This is a genomic window from Methanoculleus sp. UBA374, assembly GCA_002508705.1.
GTDB lineage: Archaea > Halobacteriota > Methanomicrobia > Methanomicrobiales > Methanoculleaceae > Methanoculleus > Methanoculleus palmolei.
The window spans coordinates 23,592-44,074 of record DAYL01000004.1 but is presented as its reverse complement, the minus strand read 5'-3'; the positions used below and the strand labels follow the sequence as shown (position 1 = coordinate 44,074).

Here is a 20,483-nt window from a genome sequence, read left to right as displayed (position 1 = left end):
GTTTGAGGTGTGAATGTCTTTGGATTTTGGTATCCGAGAACTTCCGGAGTTTTTTTCTCCGTTGGCTGGAACACCCATTTCCTGTTTCCCTCTGGTTGCGAGGTCATCCCATGACCCTCCAGATCATGCTGGCACATGCCCGGTGGATCAACCCGAGGAATGAGTGCTCATACCGCTCGTAACGTGGAACAATCTTCTTGAACGCCTCAATCCAGCTGTAGAACCGTTCAATAGCCCATCTTTCTTTATACAGTATCGGATCGAACCGGCGTGGCCTTCCCCGCTTCGAGTGTGCCCGGGATCTCGGGTTGGTCGGGATATTCCTCCTGATCCTTCGTCTCTGGTTGTATTGACGGATCTTCTGGGCATCGTAGGCTGCATCTGCGGAGATGATCGTGGGATGCACCTGCATCTCCAGAATCGTAAACGCTTCAACAGTTGGTTCATAGAGTTGGGAATCATGGATATTTGCCGGGAAGACGGTGCAGGCAAGAGGAAGACCGTTCCGATCGACCAGAGCACTTAGCTTGTTCCCTTTTACTTTCTTATAGCCATCATAACCGATCGATCCCCTTTTTTGGCCGGGATATCCTTGGTATCGGTGGAACAGTGGGTGAGATCGACACGGAAACTGCTCTGCAGTTTCCTGTCAGGAAAATCTCTGATTTTCCGTGTCTTTCGGATCTCATAGCCCGATCGGAGAAGGTCGAGGAACATGTCCTGATAAATGCTTTGTTCGGCAAGATAGAGGTGAAACCGATGTACCGTCGATTTCGTGCCGTATTGTCGAGGGACGTCACTCCAGGTATAACCGATAGTCAGGACATCGAGAATCCCGTTGAACATCGCCCGATGGTCGGTTCGGGGTCGCCCGACATGAGGTTTCTGAGGAGGGAGATGCGGCTCAATGATTGCCCAGAATTCGTCATCGATTTCCCGGAATGCCATGCTCTCCGGGTTTTATTCAAGGCCCAATATAATTGTGGGGTGACCTCGTGCTAACACATAACGATGAATAGATCTATCACCTTGATTTGAAGGGCGATTAGGATTTAAAGGATGGTAATACGGCAGGTTATTTAACCCGTTATATATTCCAGGAATCCAGGCTTCACTGTGCGAAGAAGTATCCCGGAACCCCAGATGTGGATGAGGAGACTGAAAATTTATAGGAATCTATTCGCGGACGTTAAGACAATAAAGGAATAGAGGGCACAATAGAAAGGCCCAAGGTCAGAACCAACAAGTTTATGACTCATGACTTCGAACCAGATGGATGATATATATGAGAAATTTCCATTTTTTTACCTATGTTTCTATCTGTGCACTTGTTATAATTTTTACAGCAGGATGCTCCCAAATAAGTTCTACTCCAACTTCTGTAAAAGCACAAGATGAATCGATCGTAGGAAAATGGTACGCATCCTCTCCAGACGAACTCACTTTTCAGTTCAATGCAGATGGTACATTCACGGAGTCTGGTCAGTTTGGGACGTATCACGGCAAATGGGTAAAAGTAGCGAAAAACACGTACGATGCAGAGATTCGCGATGGATGGGGTGCTAAAAAACAAGCTCATTTCCTATATAACAATGGACAACTCTTGACGGGGGGCATTATGCCTCTGCAGAAAATTTGATTCGCCACCGAGCTACTTACTACCTAATCTGCTGAATCCGATCAGCACATTCCAAGCTTTATATAAACTGTTCATTCACATTGCGAACCCTCCAACCAACCGATATACAATTATATTTATAAATTGAAAAAATATAACTACTTTCTCTTCCATATTTCTTATGCAATGTGGAGCAGATCAGAGTTCTGCTCTTTCCTTCGTTATCCCGCGGGCGCATGTCGCGGTAGGTACATCTCAAACGGATAAGATGACGAATTGACCCGCAATCCCCGATGCAGCCTCTTGTCGCACCCGTCCTCCTCTCCCGGACCATGCCGCGGGGATCAAGGCCCATCGGACAACCCGCGAGCATCTTCGAGGCAACGGCCGGTGTCAGCGGCGAGGCAGAGCGCCGACCACCCGACGGCGTTGCGGATCTTGCGGCACGTTCTTCACCTCTCCGGTTCATCGCCGTGCTCCATCGCTACGGCAGTCATCCCCTCTTTCGGAACGTCCTGCACCACGCGTATCCCCAAAAATCCGGCAGGAGACCCCTCCCTGCCCATGAGGTCCTCGACCCAAGCACGGTTCGCCCGGAGGGCGCATCCGCCGCTCGACTCCGTGAGTACCTCCGGCGTCTCGCGGAGCCGGTTGAGCAGCCGGGACTGCAGGGCGTCTTTGAGCGGCACGACCGTAAGGTTCGCGTCCGAGTAGGGGGCCGCGGGGCAGGGTTCGAGGTCGCCGGACGGGCTGACGTGCACGAACCCCCGGCCCGCGGCAAGACACCCGCCGTAGGTATCCTCATCCCCGGGAAAGCCGAGGAAGAGCGCCGGGAACTTCCTGTTGTAGTCCGAAAGGACGGTCTGCAGGGTCTTCTTCTGTTCGTCGGTCAGGACGAGGTCCTCCGTGCCGGGCGTCATCGGCACGTACTCGACGAACGTGAAGGCCCGGGCACCGGCCCGGATCATCTCCCGGGCGAATGCAACACCCGTGACCTCCTCGAAGTTCTCCCGTGTTGCGGTCACGGAGCAGCCGAAGAAGACGTTGCGATCTTTTAAGCGGGTGCAGACCGAGAGGAGCCGATCATAGATCCCGCCGCCCCGCCGCCGGTCGGTATGCTCACGGAAGCCCTCGAAACTGATGATCGGCACCACGTTCGGACACACCGCGATCGCCCCGGCAACCATATCGTCGATCAGAAGGCCGTTCGTGAAGACCGGGAAGAGCACCTGAGGGTGGGCCTTTGCCACATTGATGATCTCTTCCTGCCGGATAAAAGGCTCGCCGCCGGCGAGGACGATGACGGAGACCCCGAGCCCTGCGGCCTCGCTCACGACCGATGCGAGGACCTCCGGGGTCATCTCGACTTTCAGGTTCTCGCCGCCCCGCCCGTGCATGTAGCAGCCCGCGCACGTGAGGTTGCAGCGCGAGGTGATGCTCACGATCATCACCGGCGGGACAAGGAGGCCTTCCCGCTCGTAGCGCTTCCGCACCGCTACCGCTTTCTGCTGGCGGCGCAGGATGGCGGCGCCAGGGATGGCGAGGGCCGGAACTGCTGCTATGATCCGGACTGCCTGGGAGAGGGTCTCCCTGATCGTGGCGTTGAACGCCTCCCGGTATTGGTTGCTGTCTTTCATGGACCTGTCACGCCCTCGGTTCCGGCGGGAGTGTGTCTTTCCATCGCCGCCGGGCTTCCATGTCCGCAACCGCGAGGTCCGGGTGCCGGTATCGGCCCCGTCCCTCTGCTCCCGGCATCATGTGGGGCGGGGACTGTGCCAGCCGATCGCGGTTGAACGAAAAGTAGACGTGAAACCCCTCCCGCCGGGACGTCACGAACCCTTCGCTCTTCAGTGTTTTTAAGTGCTGCGAAACGGCAGGCTGAGAGATGCCGAGTCTTCCGGCAAGATCGGAGACGCCCATCGTCCCGGTGGTGTCCGTTGCAGTCGTCCATGTGTGTATAAGCATTTGATTATAGAGATATAGACTTTGTAGGGAACCCGGAGATTCGGGACCGCACGAAGATGAAAAAAACGATTGCCCCGGGGGGCCGGGAGCGTTTCGCCGTCACTGCTGACGGTGAGATTCCTGCTCGACGAACAAGGTCTCACCCGGACTCTCCACCCGCGGAGAGCGAACGGGCGACTGGATATACCAGCCGGTTCGGGTGTTGTCGAGTGCGGTCTCGGAGTTCCTGGTGGAGAGAAGGCTCACGACGACCATGACCAGAAGCGAGCACACGAGCGCGTAGAGGCTGAAGTGCACCGGGAGCGGCGCCACGAACTGGTGCCAGTAACCGAAGGCAGCGGACGCGACAAGCCCGGTCGCCATGCTCGCGACCGCCCCCTCTCCCGTGGCGCCGCGCCAGTAGAGCCCGGCGAGCAGCGGGACCGCAAACGTCGCGAGCATGACCCCGATACCCATCCAGATCAGCCACGCAAGCATCGGCGGCGGGTTGATGGCAAGCAGGAGCGTGCCGGCGGCCGCAAGGACAATCACGACCTTCGAGACGAGGAGCACCTCTTTATCGGACGCCGAGGGCCGGAGGATGTTCTTGTAGATATCCCATGCGAACGAGGTGCCGACGGTGAGCATGAGCCGGTCGGTCGTGGACATCACCGCCGCAAGGACGATCACCGCAAAGAGCGCCCAGAACGCCACATTCGGCAGGGCATACTCGACGCCCGCTATGAAGGCATAGTCCTGGGCGTTTACGGCAGGGGGGAGCACGAGTTTCCCCTCCTCGACGAGCGACCGCACGGCGAACCCGACGAATTTTACGAGGAACATAACGACCGCGTAGATGCCGAACGCGATGAGCGGCGCCCACTTGAAGTAACGGTCCTCTTTTGCGGCCAGAACATTGTTGATGACGTGCGGCGCACAGGCGAGGCCGACCATCAGGAGGACGGCGAACGAGACGAGGAACTCGGGCGTCGTATAGGCGTACGAAGCGTATGCCGGACTCGGGAACCAGGGCTCGATAAAGTTCGGGTCGACCCCGGCGAGCACGGTATTGATGTGGGCGAGCCCGCCGGCGCTGGCAATGACGGGCGGGGCCATCAGGAGTACGCCGAGGATCAGGATGCCGCCCTGAAAGAGGCCCGTCCATGACACGGCGTAGAGCCCTCCGACGACCGTGCAGGCGGTGACGATGATCCCGGAGATGAGCAGCGCCTGCCAGTGCGGGATACCGAAGAGCCAGACGAGCACGATGCTGATCGCGGCGTACTGCCCGACGAGGTAGATCAGCGAGACGACGATGCCTGAGACGGCGGAGAGACCCCGGAGCGCCCGCGGGCTCTCGAACCGGTCCGCGAGATAGTCCTGGATGGTCATATACCCCCGCTCCTTCCCGATGGTGTGAAGTTTCACCCCGAAGAAGATGATGCAGAACGAAGCCGCGAGCGGGACGAAGATCTGCTCCCATATCCCCGGCCAGCCCGAAGTATAACCGAACCCGCTGACGCCGAGGAGACTCATGCCGCTACAGATGGAGCAGACGATCAGGAGCGTGAAGACCCAGAACCCGAGCGACCTGCCGGCGAGGATGTAGTCTTCGGTGTTGTGGATCTTCCGCGAAGTCCAGCCTCCGATAAGGACGAGCACGACGAAATAGAGCACGATCATGCCGAGCGTGAGGAGGTCCGCCATTCAAGCGGCCTCCCTGAACCTGAGCCCCCAGAGGGCGAGCAGTATGACGACAACGAGGGTCACACTGCCCACGATGAGGGCCGTATGGAAGGGTAATCCAAAGAACATATTAGGTTAGTGTGTGACATGTTAACATATAACACAATCGTATAAGACCGGGAGGCCGTCCCGACGGGACCTATGAGCATCCAGCACAAAAAGGGAGTTATTTGGAACTTTTGACGGTCTTAGCGCCGCGGAGGAGAGCGATCTTACCGGTGCGGACGAGTTCCTTGATGCCGTACTGGTGCAGGAGTTTCTCCAGTGCGTCGATCTTCTCCGTATCCCCGGTCACCTGGAGCACCAGCGTCCTTGTCCCGACGTCCACCACCTGCGCCCGGAAGATATCGGCGATCTGCAGGATCTCGGCGCGGGTGGTGCCCGGCTCGGCGGTCACCTTGATGAGGGCGAGCTCCCGTTCCACGCTCTCCCGCTCCGTCAGGTCCGAGACCTTGATGACGTCGATGAGTTTGTTGGTCTGCTTCATGACCTGCTCGATCACGGCATCGTCGCCGTTCACCACGATCGTGATCCGGCTCATATCCGGCTCCTCGCAGGTCCCGACGGCGAGGCTCTCGATGTTGAACCCCCGGCGCGAGAACATCCCGGCGACACGGCTGAGGACGCCCGCCCGGTTCTCGACGAGGACGCTCAACGTATGCGGCTTCATCCCTGACGCACCCCGATCATCTCGTTGATGGCGGCCCCCGCCGGGACCATGGGGAAGACGTTCTCCTCCCGCTCGATCCTGAAGTCCAGGACGAACGGCCCGTCGACGGCGAGCGCAGCCTCCAGAGCCTCCCGGACGCCGTCTTTTTCCTCGACCCGGATCCCTTCGACCCCGTAGGCGTTTGCGATCTTCACGAAGTCCACCGGCGGGAGCTCGGTGTAAGAGTAGCGGCGGTCGTAGAAGAGTTCCTGCCACTGCCGGACCATGCCGAGGTACATGTTGTTTAAGATCACGACCTTGACGGGGATGTCGTAGTGCGCCACCGTCCCGAGTTCCTGGATGTTCATCTGGAAACTCCCGTCGCCGGCGACGTCGACGACCGGCACATCCGGCCGGGCGAAGTGGGCGCCGATGGCTGCCGGGAACCCGTAGCCCATCGTCCCGAGGCCGCCGGACGTGATCCAGGTCCGGGGTTTTCTGAAGCAGTAGTAGAGGGCGGTCCACATCTGGTTCTGGCCGACCTCGCTCGTGATGATCCCCTCCCCGTTCAGGACGTCGGAGAGTTCCCGGACGACGTACTGCGGGCGGAGATGGTCATCGTCGCGATATTGGAGCGGGTACTGCGCCTTCCAGGCGTTGATCCGGGCGACCCAGTTCGCCGTATCGCCGTGCTTCTGCATCCGCCGGATCAAGGCCTGGAGCACCGTTTTCACGTCGCCCACGATCGGGACGTCGACCTTCTTGTTCTTCCCGATCTCCGCCGGGTCGATGTCGATGTGAATGACCGCGGCGTTCGGCGCGAAGGTCTCGATCTTGCCCGTCACCCGGTCGTCGAACCGGACGCCGACGGCGACCAGGAGGTCGCACTCCGTGACGGCATAGTTCGCGGACTGGGTGCCGTGCATCCCGAGCATCCCGAGGTTGAGCGGGTGGTCGCCGGGAACGGCGCCGAGCCCCATCAGGGTCGTCGTCACCGGGATAGCAGCGGCCTCCACGAACTCGAGGAGTTCGGCCGACGCCCCCGAGAGGATCACCCCGCCGCCGGCGTAGACGAGCGGCCGCTCGGCTCTCGCGATGAGATCGAGCGCTTTATCGATCTGACGGACGTGCCCCTGGTAGGTGGGCCGGTAGCCCCGGAGGGAGACCGGAGCGGGGGCGGTCTTCGCGCTCTTCACTTCGCCCGTGCTGACGTTTTTAGGGAGATCGACCAGCACCGGGCCGGGACGGCCCGTTCGCGCGATATAGAACGCCTCCTGGACTACACGGTCGAGATCGGCGGCGTCCTTCACCAGGTAACTGTGCTTCGTCACCGGCATCGTGATCCCGGTGATGTCCGACTCCTGAAATGCGTCGTTTCCGAGAAGGCCGGTCGGCACCTGGCCGGTGAGTGCCACGACGGGGATAGAGTCCATATACGCCGTCGCGATACCGGTGACAAGATTGCACGCGCCGGGACCGGAGGTGGCAAGGCATACCCCTACGCGGCCGCTTGCACGCGCGTAGCCGTCGGCCGCGTGCGCCGCTGCCTGCTCATGCCTTACCAGTATGTGCCGGATCGACGAATCGTAGAGTTCATCGTAGATCGGCAAAACCACGCCGCCGGGGTAGCCAAAGATGGTGTCCACCCCTTCGCGCTGCAGCGCTTCAATCAGAGTCTTGGCTCCGGTCTTCATTGCTCTTCCCTGAGTAATCTGTTCATCCCGGCGATAACTGCTTCGACGCTCGCCGTGATGATGTCGGTTCTCGCGCCCCGCGAGGTGACGGTCTTACCGTCTTTGCTGAGTTTCACCGATACATCAACGACGGCATCCGTGCCGCCGGTTATGGCATCCACGCGGTATTCATCAAGTCTTACGCTGCCGACGTCGGCGACCGATCGCTGAAGCGCGCGGATCGCCGCGTCCACCGGCCCGGTCCCGACCGCGGCACCGGTCACCTCTTCGCCGTTGACGAGCAGCGTCACCGAGGCGGTCGGCATTGCGTTACTTCCGGAGACGGTGGTGAACTGGCGAAGTTCAATGCAGGGCGTAAACTCGATTGCCATCACGGTCTCGGCAATCGTCATGACTTCGGCGTCGGTTATCCGCACCCCGGCATCCCCGACCTGCTTGATCCGGGCGAGGATCTCCGCAAGCTGCGCGTTGTCGGGGGTATACCCCATGTCGTGAAGAGCGGCCTCGACCGCCGCCGACCCGGAGTGTTTCCCGAGGACGATGCGACGACGCCTTCCTACTCGTTCGGGCTGGAGCGGTTCGTAGGTGCTTGCGTCCCGCATCACCCCGTGGGCATGGATGCCGCTCTCGTGGGTGAAGGCCATCTCGCCGACGATGGGCTTGTTGGTCGCAAGCGGCACCCCGGTCAGCCGGGCGACGCGGGTCGAGAGGGGGTAGAGTTTCTCGGTCGCGATCCCGGTATCGACCCCGTAGAGCACCTCGAGCGCCATCACCAGTTCTTCGAGGGCGGTGTTTCCCGCCCGCTCCCCGATGCCGTTGACGGTGACGTGAGCACAGGACGCCCCGGCACGAAGGGCGGCGACGGTGGTTGCAAGCCCAAAGCCGAGGTCGTCGTGACAGTGGATGGAGAGCGGAGCGAAGAGGAGCGGCGGGACGACCGCGGCCGCACGCTCGGGCGTGAGGATGCCGACGGTGTCGCAGAAGCAGAGCCGGTCTGCGCCCCGCTCGACTCCTTCCCTGAAGACTTCGGCAAGGAACGCCTGGTCGGCGCGGGACGCGTCCTCCCCGGAGAGCTCGACGATGAGCCCCCGGCTCTTCGCATACTCGACGGCGCTCCAGGCCATATCACAGACCTGCTCGCGGGTTTTGCGGAGTTTTTTGCTGATATGGAGGTCGCTTACCGGGACGACGAGGTGGACGGAGTCGGCGCCGGCGTCGGCGGCGAGGTCGATATCGCCGGGGAGAGCCCGGACGTAGGTGCAAGCCTCGGCGGCAAGCCCGGCGTCGGCGATTGAGCGAATGGACTCGCGTTCTCCTGCGGACGCGGCCGCAGAACCTGCCTCGATGACGTGGACGCCGATATCGGCGAGGTGCGTTGCAATCTCAAGCTTCTCGGCCGGCGTGAGAGAGACACCCGGTGTCTGTTCGCCGTCCCGGAGCGTTGTGTCAAAAAAGCGGATCGATTCACCAAATAAAGCAATCACTCATAGTGGGTTTCACCACCAGAGGGTTGGAGGCGACAGTACTTAAAGGTTGGGCAGCCGGGGCGGCAAAAAGAGGAAAGGACTCTACGCCGACGCCGGGGCGCTCTCGTAGACGAGGGCGATGTAGCGGTAGGTGAAGATGATGAACGCCGGCATGAGAATAAACAGGAGCGGCACACCGAGAACCGGTATCAGGAGAAGGATGAACTGTGCCACCGCGACCACGATGCCCAGTATGAGAAGGGCGATGAAGACGTCGAGCCACCCGACCCTGCCGATGTGGGAGAGGAGGGCGCCGAACCGGAATGCTTCGCCCACCCTCCCCGTCCGGGCGAACCGGACCATCGCAAAGGTCGAAAGGATGCCGACGACGACGGCAAGGACGATGAAGACGACGAAGAGGGCGATGGCTACAAAGATGCCCGCCTCAGGGCCGAGGCCCGATCCGGAGCCGGGCCCGGGAGTCGTCGTCGCCGAAACCGGGATGAAGTACGCGACAAAGCCTACGAGCGCAATGACCCAGATCGGGATGGCGTAGATGACCGTGATGACGAGCAGTTTGATGCCGTCGACGAAAAGCCCGATCCAGCCTTTGAGCTCGGGGGCGGGCTTTGCGCCGCTCATGACCCGGACGGTGTAGCCGCAGATGAACGGGAAGAGGATCGTACTGACGATCAGGAGGAGCCAGCGGACCCACCTGCCCCAGAGGGCTTCCTTCGTGTAGTCGAAGGCATCGCTGAGCATTCGTAAGGAGTCCATGGATATCACTGTATGTTCCGGTAAGGATCTACCGTTTACGGGGATAAACGCGCTGTTTTGTTCGCAGAGGAGAAAAGCCCGTACGGGGGAAGAACGACCGGGGTAGAAAATGGTTCCGTTTGAAAGAAAAAGAAGGGTTATCCCGGTTTTACGCGGGGGGAGGCACTTCCTCATAGACCTGGGCAAGGTAACGGGTGTAGAAGACGACGAACGCAACGTTGAGGAAGAGAGCGATGATCCAGCCGAGGAAGGGGATCAGGATGATGAGACCGACAACGAGGTCGTAGATGAACGCAAGGACAAGGAGAACGATGACCGCGATGATCCAGGTTCCCCAGCCGAGTTTGCCGATGTGCGAAAAGATCGCACCGAAGTTGAACGCCTCACCGAATCTGTCCGTGTGGGCGAAGCGCAGTACGGCAAACAGGGCGACGAACCCAACAATAATCGCAACGAGCCCTGCGAGAAGGAAGCCTCCGAGGAGACTCAGCACAGCGGCACCCAGCGCTGCCGCATCGCCGCCGGCTGCTTCGTTTGCCAGGATGCCGAGGAGACCGACTCCGCCGAGTACCAGGAAGACGATGATCGCCGGGAGTGCGTAGATTAGCACGATGATGTTCAGTTTCCATCCGTCGACGAAGAGCTTGCCCCACTGATCGATCTCGGGGGCCGGTGTCTTCCCGGAGAGGACCCGCACTATGTAGCCGCTGAAGAGCGGGACCAGGAAGAGCGTGAACGCCTGAATGATCGACAGGATGATCAGTGCAATCCATCGCAGCCACTTTCCAACCAGACATCTTTGGCGTACTCAAACGACCTTGAGATTACATTACCATAGTCCATAGGTATATCACCTACGAGTAAGTGTGAGAAAACCGGATATAAACGTATTGTTTAAATTCAGGTGTTCATCCGAGATTGTTGTGAAAAACAGGCAAGGATGTCCACATACTCCGGCAGAGACGGAGGTACCGCGGCCCTAAGGCACCCAAGACTCCGTCAACGAGGGGGGAGCGGGGACGTGAACTACCCTGTGCTCATCGGTGCGCGGCCTCCTGCTTCGACGACTCCCCCGGAGGTCGGTTATCCTGCTTCGGGCAGGAATTACCGTATAATAAATTATTGCAGATATGTTATAACGGTAATTCTCTCGCAACGGGCGTTCAGGTTCATGTTGGGGTGCTCTACATGCAAGAGGATCGGCGGATTCTCGGAAAAATAAAGAGGTTGCTGCCTCTGTACCCGTTACAAAGCGGCCATTCCAAATATGAACGCAGCAATCACTGCAAATAACATGAAGAGAACGAATAAACAAAACCAGATTATAATACCCGCAACGAGATTGTATCCAAATACCGCAAATGCACGTTTAAAGAAGCTATCCGATACCAGCCAACCCTTGTAACTGTATGAATCCGTTTCGTCGCGCGACATTATTTCATATTTCATATACACCCTTATTTATCTTGCGGGGGTGAAGGCAGGTATGATCGATTCAAACGGGACTGCGCATAAAAAAAAGGGGCCCGGGGCGGGCCTCAGTGCCGGAAGTGCCGCACCCCGGTGAAAACCATCGCAACGTTCGCCCGGTTTGCCGCGTCGATGACCTCCTTATCGCGGATGGAGCCTCCCGGCTGAACGAGCGCCGTCGCGCCCGCCGCCGCCGCGACCTCGAGGGTGTCGGGAAACGGCAGGAAGGCGTCCGAGGCGACCGCCGAGCCGGCAAGAGAACTCCGGGCCTTCTTGACCGCGATCTCGGCGGACTCGACCCGGTTCATCTGCCCGGCGCCGATCCCGAGTACTGCCGTTTCGTTCGCGAAGATGATGGCGTTGCTCTTCGTGTGCTTGCAGACCTTCATGGCGAGTTCCATCGCCCGCATCTCGTGGGCGTCCGGCTCCCGCTCGGTCACGACCCGCCAGTTCTCGCGGTAGGGCTCCGTCCTCTGGACCAGAACGCCGCCGTCGATGCTCCGGATCTCGTCCTGCACGACCGGCTCCGGGAGCCGGAGCACCCGCATGTTCTCCTTGGCCTTCATGATCGTAAGCGCTTCCGGGGCGTACGACGTGGCGATCACGACCTCGACGAACGTCCCGATGAGCTCCCGGGCGACATCCGCCGTCACCTCACGGTTCAGGGCGACGATGGAGCCGTAGGCCGAGACCGGGTCGACCTCACGGGCGGCGATGTAGGTCGGAAGGAGTTCCCCGCCCGTCGCCACGCCGCAGGGGTTGTTGTGCTTGACGATGACTGCGGCGCAGTCGTCGAACTCCCGGAGCAGGCCGACCGCGGCATGGACGTCGAGGTAGTTGTTGTAGGACATCGCCTTTCCCTGGAGCGGCTGCTCCGCGGCGATGCCGGCATCTCCGTAGACCGCCGCCGCCTGGTGAGGGTTCTCGCCGTACCGGAGCGTCCGCCCGTTCCGGAACTGGAGGGTGAGGGTTTCCGGGAACGGCCGGTCGATACCGGTCAGGTAGTTCGCGATTGCGCCGTCGTATGCCGCCGTCCGGGCGAACGCCTTTGCAGCAAGAGCCTGTCGCTGTTCAGCCGAGAAACCGCCTCTCCTGACGGCGTCCGCCGCCATCCCGTAGTCGGCGCTGTCCACCACGACCGCGACGTACTTATGGTTCTTTGCCGCCGCCCGCACCATCGCGGGACCGCCGATATCGATGTACTCGATCGTCTCATCAAGCGAGAGTCCCCTGCCGCTCATCGTCTCGAAGGGGTAGAGGTTCACCACCACAAGGTCGATGGGTTCGATGCCGTGCTCCTGCATAACGGCGTCGTCGATACCCCGGCGCCCGAGGATGCCCCCGTGGATCTTCGGGTGGAGGGTCTTTACCCGCCCGTGCATCATCTCCGGCGAACCGGTGTAGGCGGAGACTTCGGTAAACGGAACCCCCGCCTGCGCGAGCGCCGCCCCGGTGCCGCCGGAACTCAGGAGACGATAATCATGCTCGACGAGCACCTTTGCAAGATCGACGATGCCGGTTTTATCCCAGACAGACAGCAGTGCCCACTTCATGGTTACATGTGAGCGGGATAAAGGGATATATATTTGGCGCCGCCTGCTCGATTGGCCATGTTTTTCCCACCGGGATACGTTGGCGTCCGGATTGCGGAGATCCCGATGCCTCACCCGTCGATCCGCGCAGCGTCGGAAGAATACTCGTGGGAGGGTTCCGGATGGGTGATTCGACCCATTAAAATGGGCGGATACCTGCGACATCAGTTAATAATATATAGAACTACATTACAATAAATAATCAAACACGAGAAACCCATCATTTTAAAAGCAGGTTAGGCGTATGAAGGAGGATACATCCGAACCAAACGAGAAGCAACAGGATCTCGCTGAAACGGCGGATGCAGCATCTCCGGCGCTTGAAGAGCTGCAAAAAGCATATGACGACCTTAATAGCCGTTATCTGCGTCTTGCGGCCGATTTCGACAACTACCGGAAGCGAATGGCCCGGGAGCTCGACGCCCGTACGGCGTTTGCCATCGAAGATTTCGCGGTGGAGTTGCTCGATGTCGTGGACAACTTCGAGCGGGCGGAGAAGGTCGAGGGCACAGGTCTCAAGGAAGGGATGGAGCAGATTAAGAAGCTCTTCCTGACCATCCTTGAGCGGCACGACATCAGACCCATCGAATGCCGCAGCCTTCCTTTCGACCCTGAACGGCACGAGGCGATAGCCTACGTTCCTTCAGATGCAAAGGAAGGCACCGTGATCGACGAGGCCGTTCGCGGATACTGTATGCAGGACAAGGTCATCAGATGCGCAAAGGTTGTCGTATCTAAAGGAAAGGAGGAATAAACACATGGTTTCGGAAAAGATTCTCGGTATCGATCTTGGAACAACCAACTCATGCATGGCAATCATGGAAGGCGGGCGGGCGACGGTCATCGCCAACGCCGAGGGCGGCAGGACCACCCCGTCCGTCGTAGCGTTCACCAAGGAAGGCGAGCGGCTGGTCGGCAACGTCGCGAAACGGCAGGCGATCACGAACCCGAACCGCACCATCCAGTCGATCAAGCGCAAGATGGGCACGAGCGAGAAGGTAACCATCGAGGGAAAGAATTACACGCCGCAGGAGATCTCCGCGATGATCCTCCAGAAATTGAAACTGGACGCGGAAGAGTACCTGGGCGAGAAGATCGCAAAGGCCGTCATCACGGTGCCCGCCTACTTCAACGACGCGCAGCGGCAGGCGACGAAGGACGCGGGAACCATCGCCGGCCTCGAGGTCCTCCGGATCATCAACGAGCCGACCGCGAGCGCCCTCGCCTACGGCATCGATAAGGAAGGCGAAGCCACGGTGCTCGTCTACGACCTCGGCGGCGGTACGTTCGATGTCTCGATCCTCCAGCTCGGCGACGGCGTCTTCGAGGTCAAGGCGACCGCCGGCAACAACCGCCTCGGCGGCGACGACTTCGACAAACTTGTCGTCGACTACCTTGCCGAGGAGTTCCGGAAGAAGGAAGGCATCGACCTCCGAAAGGACCCGGTCGCCATGCAGCGGCTGCGGGACGCGGCCGAGAACGCGAAGATCGAACTCTCCACAGTCCAGAAGACCAACATCAACCTTCCCTACATCACCACGACGGAGAGCGGGCCCAAGTTCCTGGACTTCGATCTTTCCCGTGCAAAGTTCGAGCAACTCATCGCCGACCTCGTCGAGTCGACCCTCGGCCCGGTGAAACAGGCGCTCGCCGACGCCAAACTGAGCGCCGACGACATCGACCACATACTCCTCGTCGGCGGGTCGACCCGGGTGCCGCTCGTCCAGGAGACCATAAAGAAGATCCTTAAGAAGGAGCCCGACAAAGGCATCAACCCCGACGAGTGCGTCGCCCTCGGCGCCGCCATCCAGGGCGGCGTGCTGACGGGCGAGACGAAGGATGTCCTGCTCCTCGACGTGACGCCGCTCTCGCTCGGCATTGAGACGCTCGGCGGTATCGCGACGAAACTGATCGAGCGCAACACCACCATCCCCACAAGGAAGAGCCAGATCTTCTCGACCGCCGCCGACGGCCAGACATCGGTCGAGATCCACGTGGTGCAGGGTGAGCGGGCGCTTGCGAAAGACAACTTCACCCTGGGCCGGTTCCAGCTCACCGGGATCCCGCCGGCTCCCCGCGGCATCCCGCAGATCGAGGTCGCGTTCGATATCGACGCAAACGGCATCGTCCATGTCTCGGCGAAAGACCTCGGCACCGGGAACGAGCAGTCGATCACCATCAAGCCGCAGGATTCCCGCCCCTCGGAGACCGAGATCCAGCGGATGATGGACGACGCGAAGAAGTTCGAGGAGGAGGACCGGAAGAAGCATGAGGAGATTGACCTCCGGAACAGCGCCGATACCGCCATCTTCACCGCCGAACGGGCCCTGAAAGACGCGAAGGATATGATCGATGCTGCAGAGCGGGAGAAGATCGAGGGTGCGATCGCCGACCTCAAGAAGGCACTTGAAGGGGACGATCTCGACGCCGTCAAGCAGAAGATGGACGCCCTGACCGAAGCGGTATATGCGGTCACGACGAAGATATACCAGCAGGCACAGCAGCAGGCCGCCCAGCAGCAGAAAGCGGCGGAAGGGGCGGAAAAGAAAAAGGATGATACCGTCGTTGATGCCGATTACGAAGTCAAAGACAAAGAGTGAGGGCGATGGGTCCGGACAGCTACTATGATATCCTCGGCGTCTCGCGTGACGCCGACGATAAGGAGATCAGGAAAGCCTACCGGGACCTGGCACGGAAATATCACCCCGACGTCTGCAAGGAGCCGGGGGCCGAAGAGAGGTTCAAGGGCATCAACGAAGCTTACAGCGTCCTCTCCGACCCCCAGAAACGCGCCCAGTACGACCGGATGGGACACGACGCCTACAGTAGTGCGTCCCGGGGTTCGTACTCCGGCGGAGGAGGGTTCTCCGGTGGGTTCAGCGCGGATTTCTCCGGATTCGGGGATATCTTTGATTCGTTCTTCGGCGGAGGCTTCGGGGGCAGGCAGAGTTCCGGTCCGCGCCCCGGGGCCGACCTCATGATGAAGATGCGGGTGACGCTTGAAGAGGCGGTGTTCGGGACCGAGAAAGAGATTAGCCTCGACCATATCGAGCCCTGTCCTGCGTGCGACGGTTCGGGGAGCGAGACGAAGAAGTTCGTCACCTGCCCGACCTGCGGCGGCAGCGGCCAGATGCGGCAGATGAGCCAGTCCATCTTCGGGAGTTTTGTCCGGATGACGCCCTGCACCGCCTGCGGCGGACGGGGGAAGATACCCGAGTCCCGGTGCAAGGTCTGCGGCGGCAGCGGGCACCGGCGGGCCAGGCAGACCGTGAAGGTCCATATCCCGCCGGGCGTGGACACCGGTATGCGCCTCCGGATGGAGGGCTACGGCGACGCCGGCGATTACGGTGCGCCGCCGGGGGACCTCTACATCGAGATCAGCGTCGCGCAACACCGGAAGTTTACCCGGCGCGGCGACGACCTGGAGACGACTGTCGACATCACCCCCGCCCAGGCGGCCCTGGGCTCCGAGGTGGAGGTGCAGACGATCGACGGGCGTACCGTCGCCCTCGCTATCCCGGCCGGGGTGCAGGACAACACCGGGCTGAGGATATCCGGCGAAGGGGTGCGGTGGCAGACGAAACCCGGCGATATGCTGGTGCGGGTTCACATCGTCGTGCCCACGCGCCTCTCAGACGAGGAGCGCGAACTCTACCGCCGTCTGCTTGAGATCGAAGGGAACAAACCCTCCGCGAAGGGCGCGAAGAAGGGCAAGGGATTCTTTCAGGATGTCGTCGACAAGATGAAAGAGACGGTGAAGTGAGGGGTTCCCTTACTTCAACGGTTTGCTTTTTTGAGCCCGTTGTGCTGTGAGCTCCGGTCGGGATCTGAACCCGGGTCGTCGCTCCTGCACTCCGGGTGATTACTCGATCGGGTATCAAACCTTTTTCTTCAGTTCACCGAACTGCCGGATGATCCTGGCGTTTTCCTCCTGAATGCCACTGTTTCCATCGGAAAGTTTTTGCCTGACCCCTTTTGTGATACGCCCGTGCTGCTCCTTGTAAATAGTATACAGTGTCTCGATGATTGGCGCATAGTCCCCCTCATCCACCTTCACGAGCGCGTTCAGGTAGGCCGACCGGTGTTCTAAACCCAGGTAGAGCGTTGGATAACCGGATCGTTCCAGGATTAGATTCATCAACGCTCGTCCAACCTGTCCGTTTCCATCGACGAACGGATGGATCATCTCAAATTTTGTGTGGAGTAATATGGTGAGTTCGAATGGATTCAGATGTCCTCTATTCTGCCGGTACCACCCGATGAGAGCACGCATCTCATCGGGGACGAGAAAACAGTATTCGGACACAACTAACTACCCACCGAACAACGATTTTTTCTTTTTTCGTTTTGCGCGGCGGGTAAATTTCAAGATTGTTTGTTAGACATCCCATATGGTCTATGTTCCCGTTCTGTTTATGACAAAGGTGGATCAGTTTTCATTGCTAGACGGCAAAGTTTGCATGAGGGCAAAGAAATGTTTAGGCTCACCGGTACTAAAATATTCATACCAAGACTCCAGTGTGTTTGATTGAAAAACACCTAAATGCTCAATAATTTGTTTCGCCCACAACAAAGCTCCGGTGGAACTTGCAGTAATAAGGTTGTTATCCGCTACAGATGGCTTATCTATATAGAAACTTTGCCCTTTATAACCAGGAGAAACCATTTCAAGAAATCCCGGTCCATTACTGGTATGCGGACGCTTATCCAATAGCCCAAAGTTGGCAAGCGCAGCGGTAGCCCCACAGATTGCACACACCGTAGCGCCTAAAGAGAGAAATTCGCTTGCTTTTTCGATGATAGCGCCATGCTTTGGGTCGTTCCATGTATCTGCGCCCGGTAATAGCAACATGCTTGTTTCACTCACAACAATATCATCAATTAAGCAATTGGGCACTATTGTCATCCCGCCCATTGTATTGATTGGCTCTTTAGAATAACTAACCGTTTTGAGCGATACACGTTGCTCGCCCTTTTTGAAAAATCGACCAGAATTCAGCTCCGAAATAACATACCCCAGTTCCCAGTCGGCTAAAGTATCAAGAACGTAAACATAGATTGTAAACATAAATTTCCTCCATTTTCATTGTGTTTCTAATTCGCCGCCTCTTAATAGTATGGACACAAACTCCCGCTTGGGGATTTTTCAACATGGATATTCCTCCTCTTGATTTTTTAATAATACACCAGTGAATTTTCACTGTATTTAGATTCTCGTCCCTGCAAGCGGCTTGACGATCTCCCTTGAAAACTGTCTTATGAGCCCAAGATAGGGACGGCGGTAAGATGTGTTTGCTGGAACAGTACAAAATGTAGTCTTTGCCCCCACCCCCCCAGATGCGATAGCCCCCACGGTCCACTTCACGGGGCTTTTTCCTCGCACCACCTGATGTTTCCGGGAAGCCGATAGTCCACCAGGTTTCAAGTCCAACCGACCAGGGATGCAAGGTTCACAATCCCCAAGTATCCAGTCCTCGAAGAACTTCGCCCCCCCATCCTCCCGCTTTATCCCCCTCGCACCCCAATACCATGGGAATGAAGCTGCTCTTCGAACTCTCCGGCGAGCACCCCGACCTCCCGGTCGCGGAACTGGAGTGCGTGGGGACCGTGCTCGAGCGGCGGGTCCCCCAGGTCGCGGTCGCCGAGTGTCCGGACCCGGAGGCCACCGGACGCCTTGCCCTGACGCATGTGGTGATGGAGTACCTCGGAGAGTGCGAGCCCACGCGGGAGGCGTTCGCAGCCCTCCTCCGCCATCTCGCCATCCGGACCGATAAACCGTTTGCGGGCCGGGTGAAGACGGTCCAGGGGAGCGGGATGGACGCTGCGCACCTTGAACTGGAACGGCTGATCGGGAGCCTGATCGCCGGTCCGGTCTCGCTCCGTGAGCCCGTCGAAGAGTACCGTGCCGTCGTATCGGGGGACCGCTGCTACTTCGGCCGCGTCATTTTGAAGATCGACCGGGGGGCTTTCGAGGCCCGGAACCCCATGCGCCGGCCGTTCTTCCATCCCGGCGTGATGATGCCCCGGATGGCCCGCGCACTCGTGAACATCTCCCTGGTCCTGCCCGGCGAGGTGGTCTTCGACCCGTTCTGCGGTACCGGCGGCATCCTCCTTGAGGCACGGGAGGTCGGCGCCCGGGTCTTCGGGAGCGACTTCGACCCCGCAATGGTTGCCGGCTACCGGCAGAACCTCCCGGGGTCGGACGTGATGATCGCCGACGCCACGGCGGTCCCGATCTGCAACCATGCCCTCGATGCGGTCGTGACGGACCTCCCCTACGGCCAGTCGGTCCGGATCCGTGCAGAGAGCATGGACCGGCTCTACGATGGTTCGCTTGCCGAGATCCGGCGCATCCTCCGGCCCGGGAGACGCGCGGTCGTCGTCACGCATCGCGACATCGCGGCAATCGCCGCCCGCCGTTTCACCGTCCTGCAGGAGCACGAGCAGCGGGTGCACAGGAGCCTGACCCGCCGGATACTGGTGCTCTCCTGACGATGCCGGCAAGGTTACGGACCCCGGTTTTAAGTGGGGCCGCGCTGAATTTTATAGGTGAATGTAAATTTTAAGCGCTACGGCCTTTACCTCATCCGGTGGCAGCTTTCGACGCCGATCCTCGCCGTCGTGCTCTACTGGCTCGCGGGTCTCGGAGCGCTCGCCGCCACCATCGTCGCAAACCTCATCGGCGGCCTCATCTTCTTCTGGGTCGACCGGTTCATCTTCACCTCCGAGACGCTCGCCGCTCAGTGGGAGGTCAAAGAGGAGGTCCGGTGCGTGGACTGCGGAACGGTCGCCCGGGGCTACCGCCTGGTCAGGGCGAAGAACTACGACAAATCGGACGACCCGGCGCCCGAGTTCCGGTGCGAGGCATGCTCGAAGAAGAAGTCGGAGGAACTCAGGAAGCGGGGCGTCGAGTGCTGAAGGGGGCGCACCCCGAAATCCCGTGTAAATCCAATAATTAACGGATTTAAAGTCTGTACAGAGTTCTCGCAACTTCCCGTCCGTCGCAAAAGAGGTGACAACGAGCACGAGATATCGCGGCCCGGTTCGTCCTTCCGGAGGTATGTACCTATGCAGCGAACCGTGGCGGCAAGTGTTCATGGCGTTCATATCGAAGTGATCTTTCTTGAACACCTCAATCCCGGCGATATACCGCAGTACATCCCTCTGCAATCTGACGGGTATCGGGATGACACCACCGCCATACCGGATCTCCTCGATGCAGTTGCGCCGAAGGACCCAAAGACATAGAGGCGGGTAGAGACGCCGATAAACATAAATAAAAGTAAATGAAAGCCTCCGCTCGTGGACAACCCCGGGTAGTCCCGGGACAAAGTAGAAGGACGGGCCCACCAAGCGACAAAACTCTGTTGAACCCTACCTGCAGCATGATACTGCAACTTCTGGAATGATGAAGGTCCGGATCATGCCTTCATGCAATGGAAAGAAACGGAGGAAGCAGAAATGAAACAAAAATCCAGGATTCGATTTTTTTCTCTGCTCATAGTGAGGTGATCCCGAAACACCTCA

19 protein-coding genes and 1 pseudogene are annotated in these 20,483 nt (G+C 59.2%); 7 read left to right on the top strand and 13 right to left on the bottom strand.

Features of this window, described 5'->3' with window-relative positions; all coding sequences use genetic code 11:
- Positions 1-103: 103 nt before the first annotated feature.
- Both BRA42_RS01325 and BRA42_RS14465 read right to left on the bottom strand, forming a co-directional pair.
- A complete protein-coding gene (locus BRA42_RS01325) occupies positions 104-610 on the bottom strand; it encodes an IS5 family transposase (protein WP_292407007.1) in 507 nt (168 codons plus the stop codon).
- Positions 538-948 carry a transposase gene (locus BRA42_RS14465; protein ID WP_342770378.1) on the bottom strand — a complete coding sequence of 137 codons (411 nt, stop codon included), beginning with the start codon at positions 946-948 and terminating at the stop codon, positions 538-540. The genes BRA42_RS01325 and BRA42_RS14465 overlap by 73 nt, the downstream gene beginning before the upstream one ends.
- A gap of 328 nt (positions 949-1,276) precedes the next feature.
- Here BRA42_RS14465 and BRA42_RS01315 point away from each other — a divergent pair, with 328 nt between their 5' ends.
- On the top strand, positions 1,277-1,639 hold the full coding sequence (locus BRA42_RS01315; protein ID WP_292406895.1) for a hypothetical protein: 363 nt from the start codon (positions 1,277-1,279) through the stop codon (positions 1,637-1,639).
- Between the two features lie 431 nt (positions 1,640-2,070).
- Here BRA42_RS01315 and BRA42_RS01310 read toward each other — a convergent pair whose 3' ends face one another.
- The 9 genes and pseudogenes from BRA42_RS01310 to purH all read right to left on the bottom strand — a co-directional run bounded on the left by BRA42_RS01310 (position 2,071) and on the right by purH (position 12,917).
- Positions 2,071-3,255: a radical SAM protein gene (locus BRA42_RS01310; RefSeq protein WP_292406898.1), complete on the bottom strand. Its 1,185-nt coding sequence runs from the start codon at positions 3,253-3,255 to the stop codon at positions 2,071-2,073.
- Between the two features lie 7 nt (positions 3,256-3,262).
- On the bottom strand, positions 3,263-3,583 hold the full coding sequence (locus tag BRA42_RS01305; protein ID WP_292406902.1) for an ArsR/SmtB family transcription factor: 321 nt from the start codon (positions 3,581-3,583) through the stop codon (positions 3,263-3,265).
- Between the two features lie 99 nt (positions 3,584-3,682).
- Positions 3,683-5,269 (bottom strand): sodium:solute symporter family protein, encoded by a 1,587-nt coding sequence (locus BRA42_RS01300; protein ID WP_292406905.1) that lies wholly within the window; start codon positions 5,267-5,269, stop codon positions 3,683-3,685.
- A 205-nt stretch (positions 5,270-5,474) separates the two neighbouring features.
- The gene (gene ilvN / locus BRA42_RS01295; RefSeq protein ID WP_292406907.1) at positions 5,475-5,978 is read right to left on the bottom strand and encodes an acetolactate synthase small subunit; all 504 of its coding nucleotides are present in this window, start codon (positions 5,976-5,978) and stop codon (positions 5,475-5,477) included.
- Entirely contained in the window at positions 5,975-7,651 is a 1,677-nt protein-coding gene (gene ilvB / locus BRA42_RS01290) for a biosynthetic-type acetolactate synthase large subunit (protein WP_292406910.1), read from the bottom strand. The genes ilvN and ilvB overlap by 4 nt, the downstream gene beginning before the upstream one ends.
- Positions 7,623-9,135: pseudogene (locus tag BRA42_RS01285) on the bottom strand (2-isopropylmalate synthase). Before BRA42_RS01285 ends, ilvB begins: the two are co-directional and overlap by 29 nt.
- A gap of 84 nt (positions 9,136-9,219) precedes the next feature.
- On the bottom strand, positions 9,220-9,894 hold the full coding sequence (locus BRA42_RS01280) for a DUF4013 domain-containing protein (protein ID WP_292406913.1): 675 nt from the start codon (positions 9,892-9,894) through the stop codon (positions 9,220-9,222).
- Positions 9,895-10,042: 148 nt separating this feature from the next.
- Complete coding sequence (locus tag BRA42_RS01275) at positions 10,043-10,591, bottom strand: DUF4013 domain-containing protein (RefSeq protein ID WP_292406915.1); 549 nt, start codon at positions 10,589-10,591, stop codon at positions 10,043-10,045.
- Between the two features lie 841 nt (positions 10,592-11,432).
- Entirely contained in the window at positions 11,433-12,917 is a 1,485-nt protein-coding gene (gene purH / locus BRA42_RS01270; RefSeq protein ID WP_292406917.1) for a bifunctional phosphoribosylaminoimidazolecarboxamide formyltransferase/IMP cyclohydrolase, read from the bottom strand.
- A 283-nt stretch (positions 12,918-13,200) separates the two neighbouring features.
- Here purH and BRA42_RS01265 point away from each other — a divergent pair, with 283 nt between their 5' ends.
- From BRA42_RS01265 to dnaJ, 3 genes are read left to right on the top strand one after another with little or no spacing between them, the layout of a single operon-like run.
- The gene (locus BRA42_RS01265; protein WP_292406920.1) at positions 13,201-13,710 is read left to right on the top strand and encodes a nucleotide exchange factor GrpE; all 510 of its coding nucleotides are present in this window, start codon (positions 13,201-13,203) and stop codon (positions 13,708-13,710) included.
- 4 nt (positions 13,711-13,714) lie between these two features.
- Entirely contained in the window at positions 13,715-15,556 is a 1,842-nt protein-coding gene (gene dnaK, locus BRA42_RS01260; protein ID WP_292406923.1) for a molecular chaperone DnaK, read from the top strand.
- Positions 15,557-15,561: 5 nt separating this feature from the next.
- The gene (gene dnaJ / locus BRA42_RS01255) at positions 15,562-16,719 is read left to right on the top strand and encodes a molecular chaperone DnaJ (RefSeq protein WP_292406926.1); all 1,158 of its coding nucleotides are present in this window, start codon (positions 15,562-15,564) and stop codon (positions 16,717-16,719) included.
- A 114-nt stretch (positions 16,720-16,833) separates the two neighbouring features.
- On the opposite strand, the gene BRA42_RS01250 is transcribed toward dnaJ, so the two are convergent.
- Both BRA42_RS01250 and BRA42_RS01245 read right to left on the bottom strand, forming a co-directional pair.
- On the bottom strand, positions 16,834-17,262 hold the full coding sequence (locus BRA42_RS01250) for a Fic family protein (protein ID WP_292406929.1): 429 nt from the start codon (positions 17,260-17,262) through the stop codon (positions 16,834-16,836).
- A gap of 123 nt (positions 17,263-17,385) precedes the next feature.
- Positions 17,386-18,024, bottom strand: coding sequence for a type 1 glutamine amidotransferase family protein (locus tag BRA42_RS01245; protein ID WP_292406933.1), 639 nt, complete (start codon positions 18,022-18,024; stop codon positions 17,386-17,388).
- Positions 18,025-18,491: 467 nt separating this feature from the next.
- Between BRA42_RS01245 and BRA42_RS01240 the strand changes: the two genes are divergently transcribed.
- The 3 genes from BRA42_RS01240 to BRA42_RS01230 all read left to right on the top strand — a co-directional run bounded on the left by BRA42_RS01240 (position 18,492) and on the right by BRA42_RS01230 (position 20,204).
- Positions 18,492-19,448 carry a methyltransferase domain-containing protein gene (locus tag BRA42_RS01240; protein ID WP_292406935.1) on the top strand — a complete coding sequence of 319 codons (957 nt, stop codon included), beginning with the start codon at positions 18,492-18,494 and terminating at the stop codon, positions 19,446-19,448.
- A gap of 57 nt (positions 19,449-19,505) precedes the next feature.
- Positions 19,506-19,874 carry a hypothetical protein gene (locus BRA42_RS01235; protein WP_292406937.1) on the top strand — a complete coding sequence of 123 codons (369 nt, stop codon included), beginning with the start codon at positions 19,506-19,508 and terminating at the stop codon, positions 19,872-19,874.
- Between the two features lie 150 nt (positions 19,875-20,024).
- Complete coding sequence (locus BRA42_RS01230) at positions 20,025-20,204, top strand: hypothetical protein (protein WP_292406941.1); 180 nt, start codon at positions 20,025-20,027, stop codon at positions 20,202-20,204.
- The last annotated feature ends 279 nt before the right edge of the window (positions 20,205-20,483 follow it).

Coding starts and splice junctions, on each gene's coding strand:
- BRA42_RS01310 (WP_292406898.1), bottom strand. CDS start 3,255: ATGAAAGACAGCAACCAATACCGGGAGGCGTTCAACGCCACGATCAGG.
- BRA42_RS01280 (WP_292406913.1), bottom strand. CDS start 9,894: ATGGACTCCTTACGAATGCTCAGCGATGCCTTCGACTACACGAAGGAA.
- BRA42_RS01265 (WP_292406920.1), top strand. CDS start 13,201: ATGAAGGAGGATACATCCGAACCAAACGAGAAGCAACAGGATCTCGCT.
- BRA42_RS01315 (WP_292406895.1), top strand. CDS start 1,277: ATGATATATATGAGAAATTTCCATTTTTTTACCTATGTTTCTATCTGT.
- BRA42_RS01230 (WP_292406941.1), top strand. CDS start 20,025: ATGCAGCGAACCGTGGCGGCAAGTGTTCATGGCGTTCATATCGAAGTG.
- ilvN (WP_292406907.1), bottom strand. CDS start 5,978: ATGAAGCCGCATACGTTGAGCGTCCTCGTCGAGAACCGGGCGGGCGTC.
- BRA42_RS01240 (WP_292406935.1), top strand. CDS start 18,492: ATGAAGCTGCTCTTCGAACTCTCCGGCGAGCACCCCGACCTCCCGGTC.
- dnaK (WP_292406923.1), top strand. CDS start 13,715: ATGGTTTCGGAAAAGATTCTCGGTATCGATCTTGGAACAACCAACTCA.
- BRA42_RS01300 (WP_292406905.1), bottom strand. CDS start 5,269: ATGGCGGACCTCCTCACGCTCGGCATGATCGTGCTCTATTTCGTCGTG.
- BRA42_RS01305 (WP_292406902.1), bottom strand. CDS start 3,583: ATGCTTATACACACATGGACGACTGCAACGGACACCACCGGGACGATG.
- BRA42_RS01245 (WP_292406933.1), bottom strand. CDS start 18,024: ATGTTTACAATCTATGTTTACGTTCTTGATACTTTAGCCGACTGGGAA.
- dnaJ (WP_292406926.1), top strand. CDS start 15,562: ATGGGTCCGGACAGCTACTATGATATCCTCGGCGTCTCGCGTGACGCC.
- BRA42_RS14465 (WP_342770378.1), bottom strand. CDS start 948: ATGGCATTCCGGGAAATCGATGACGAATTCTGGGCAATCATTGAGCCG.
- ilvB (WP_292406910.1), bottom strand. CDS start 7,651: ATGAAGACCGGAGCCAAGACTCTGATTGAAGCGCTGCAGCGCGAAGGG.
- purH (WP_292406917.1), bottom strand. CDS start 12,917: ATGAAGTGGGCACTGCTGTCTGTCTGGGATAAAACCGGCATCGTCGAT.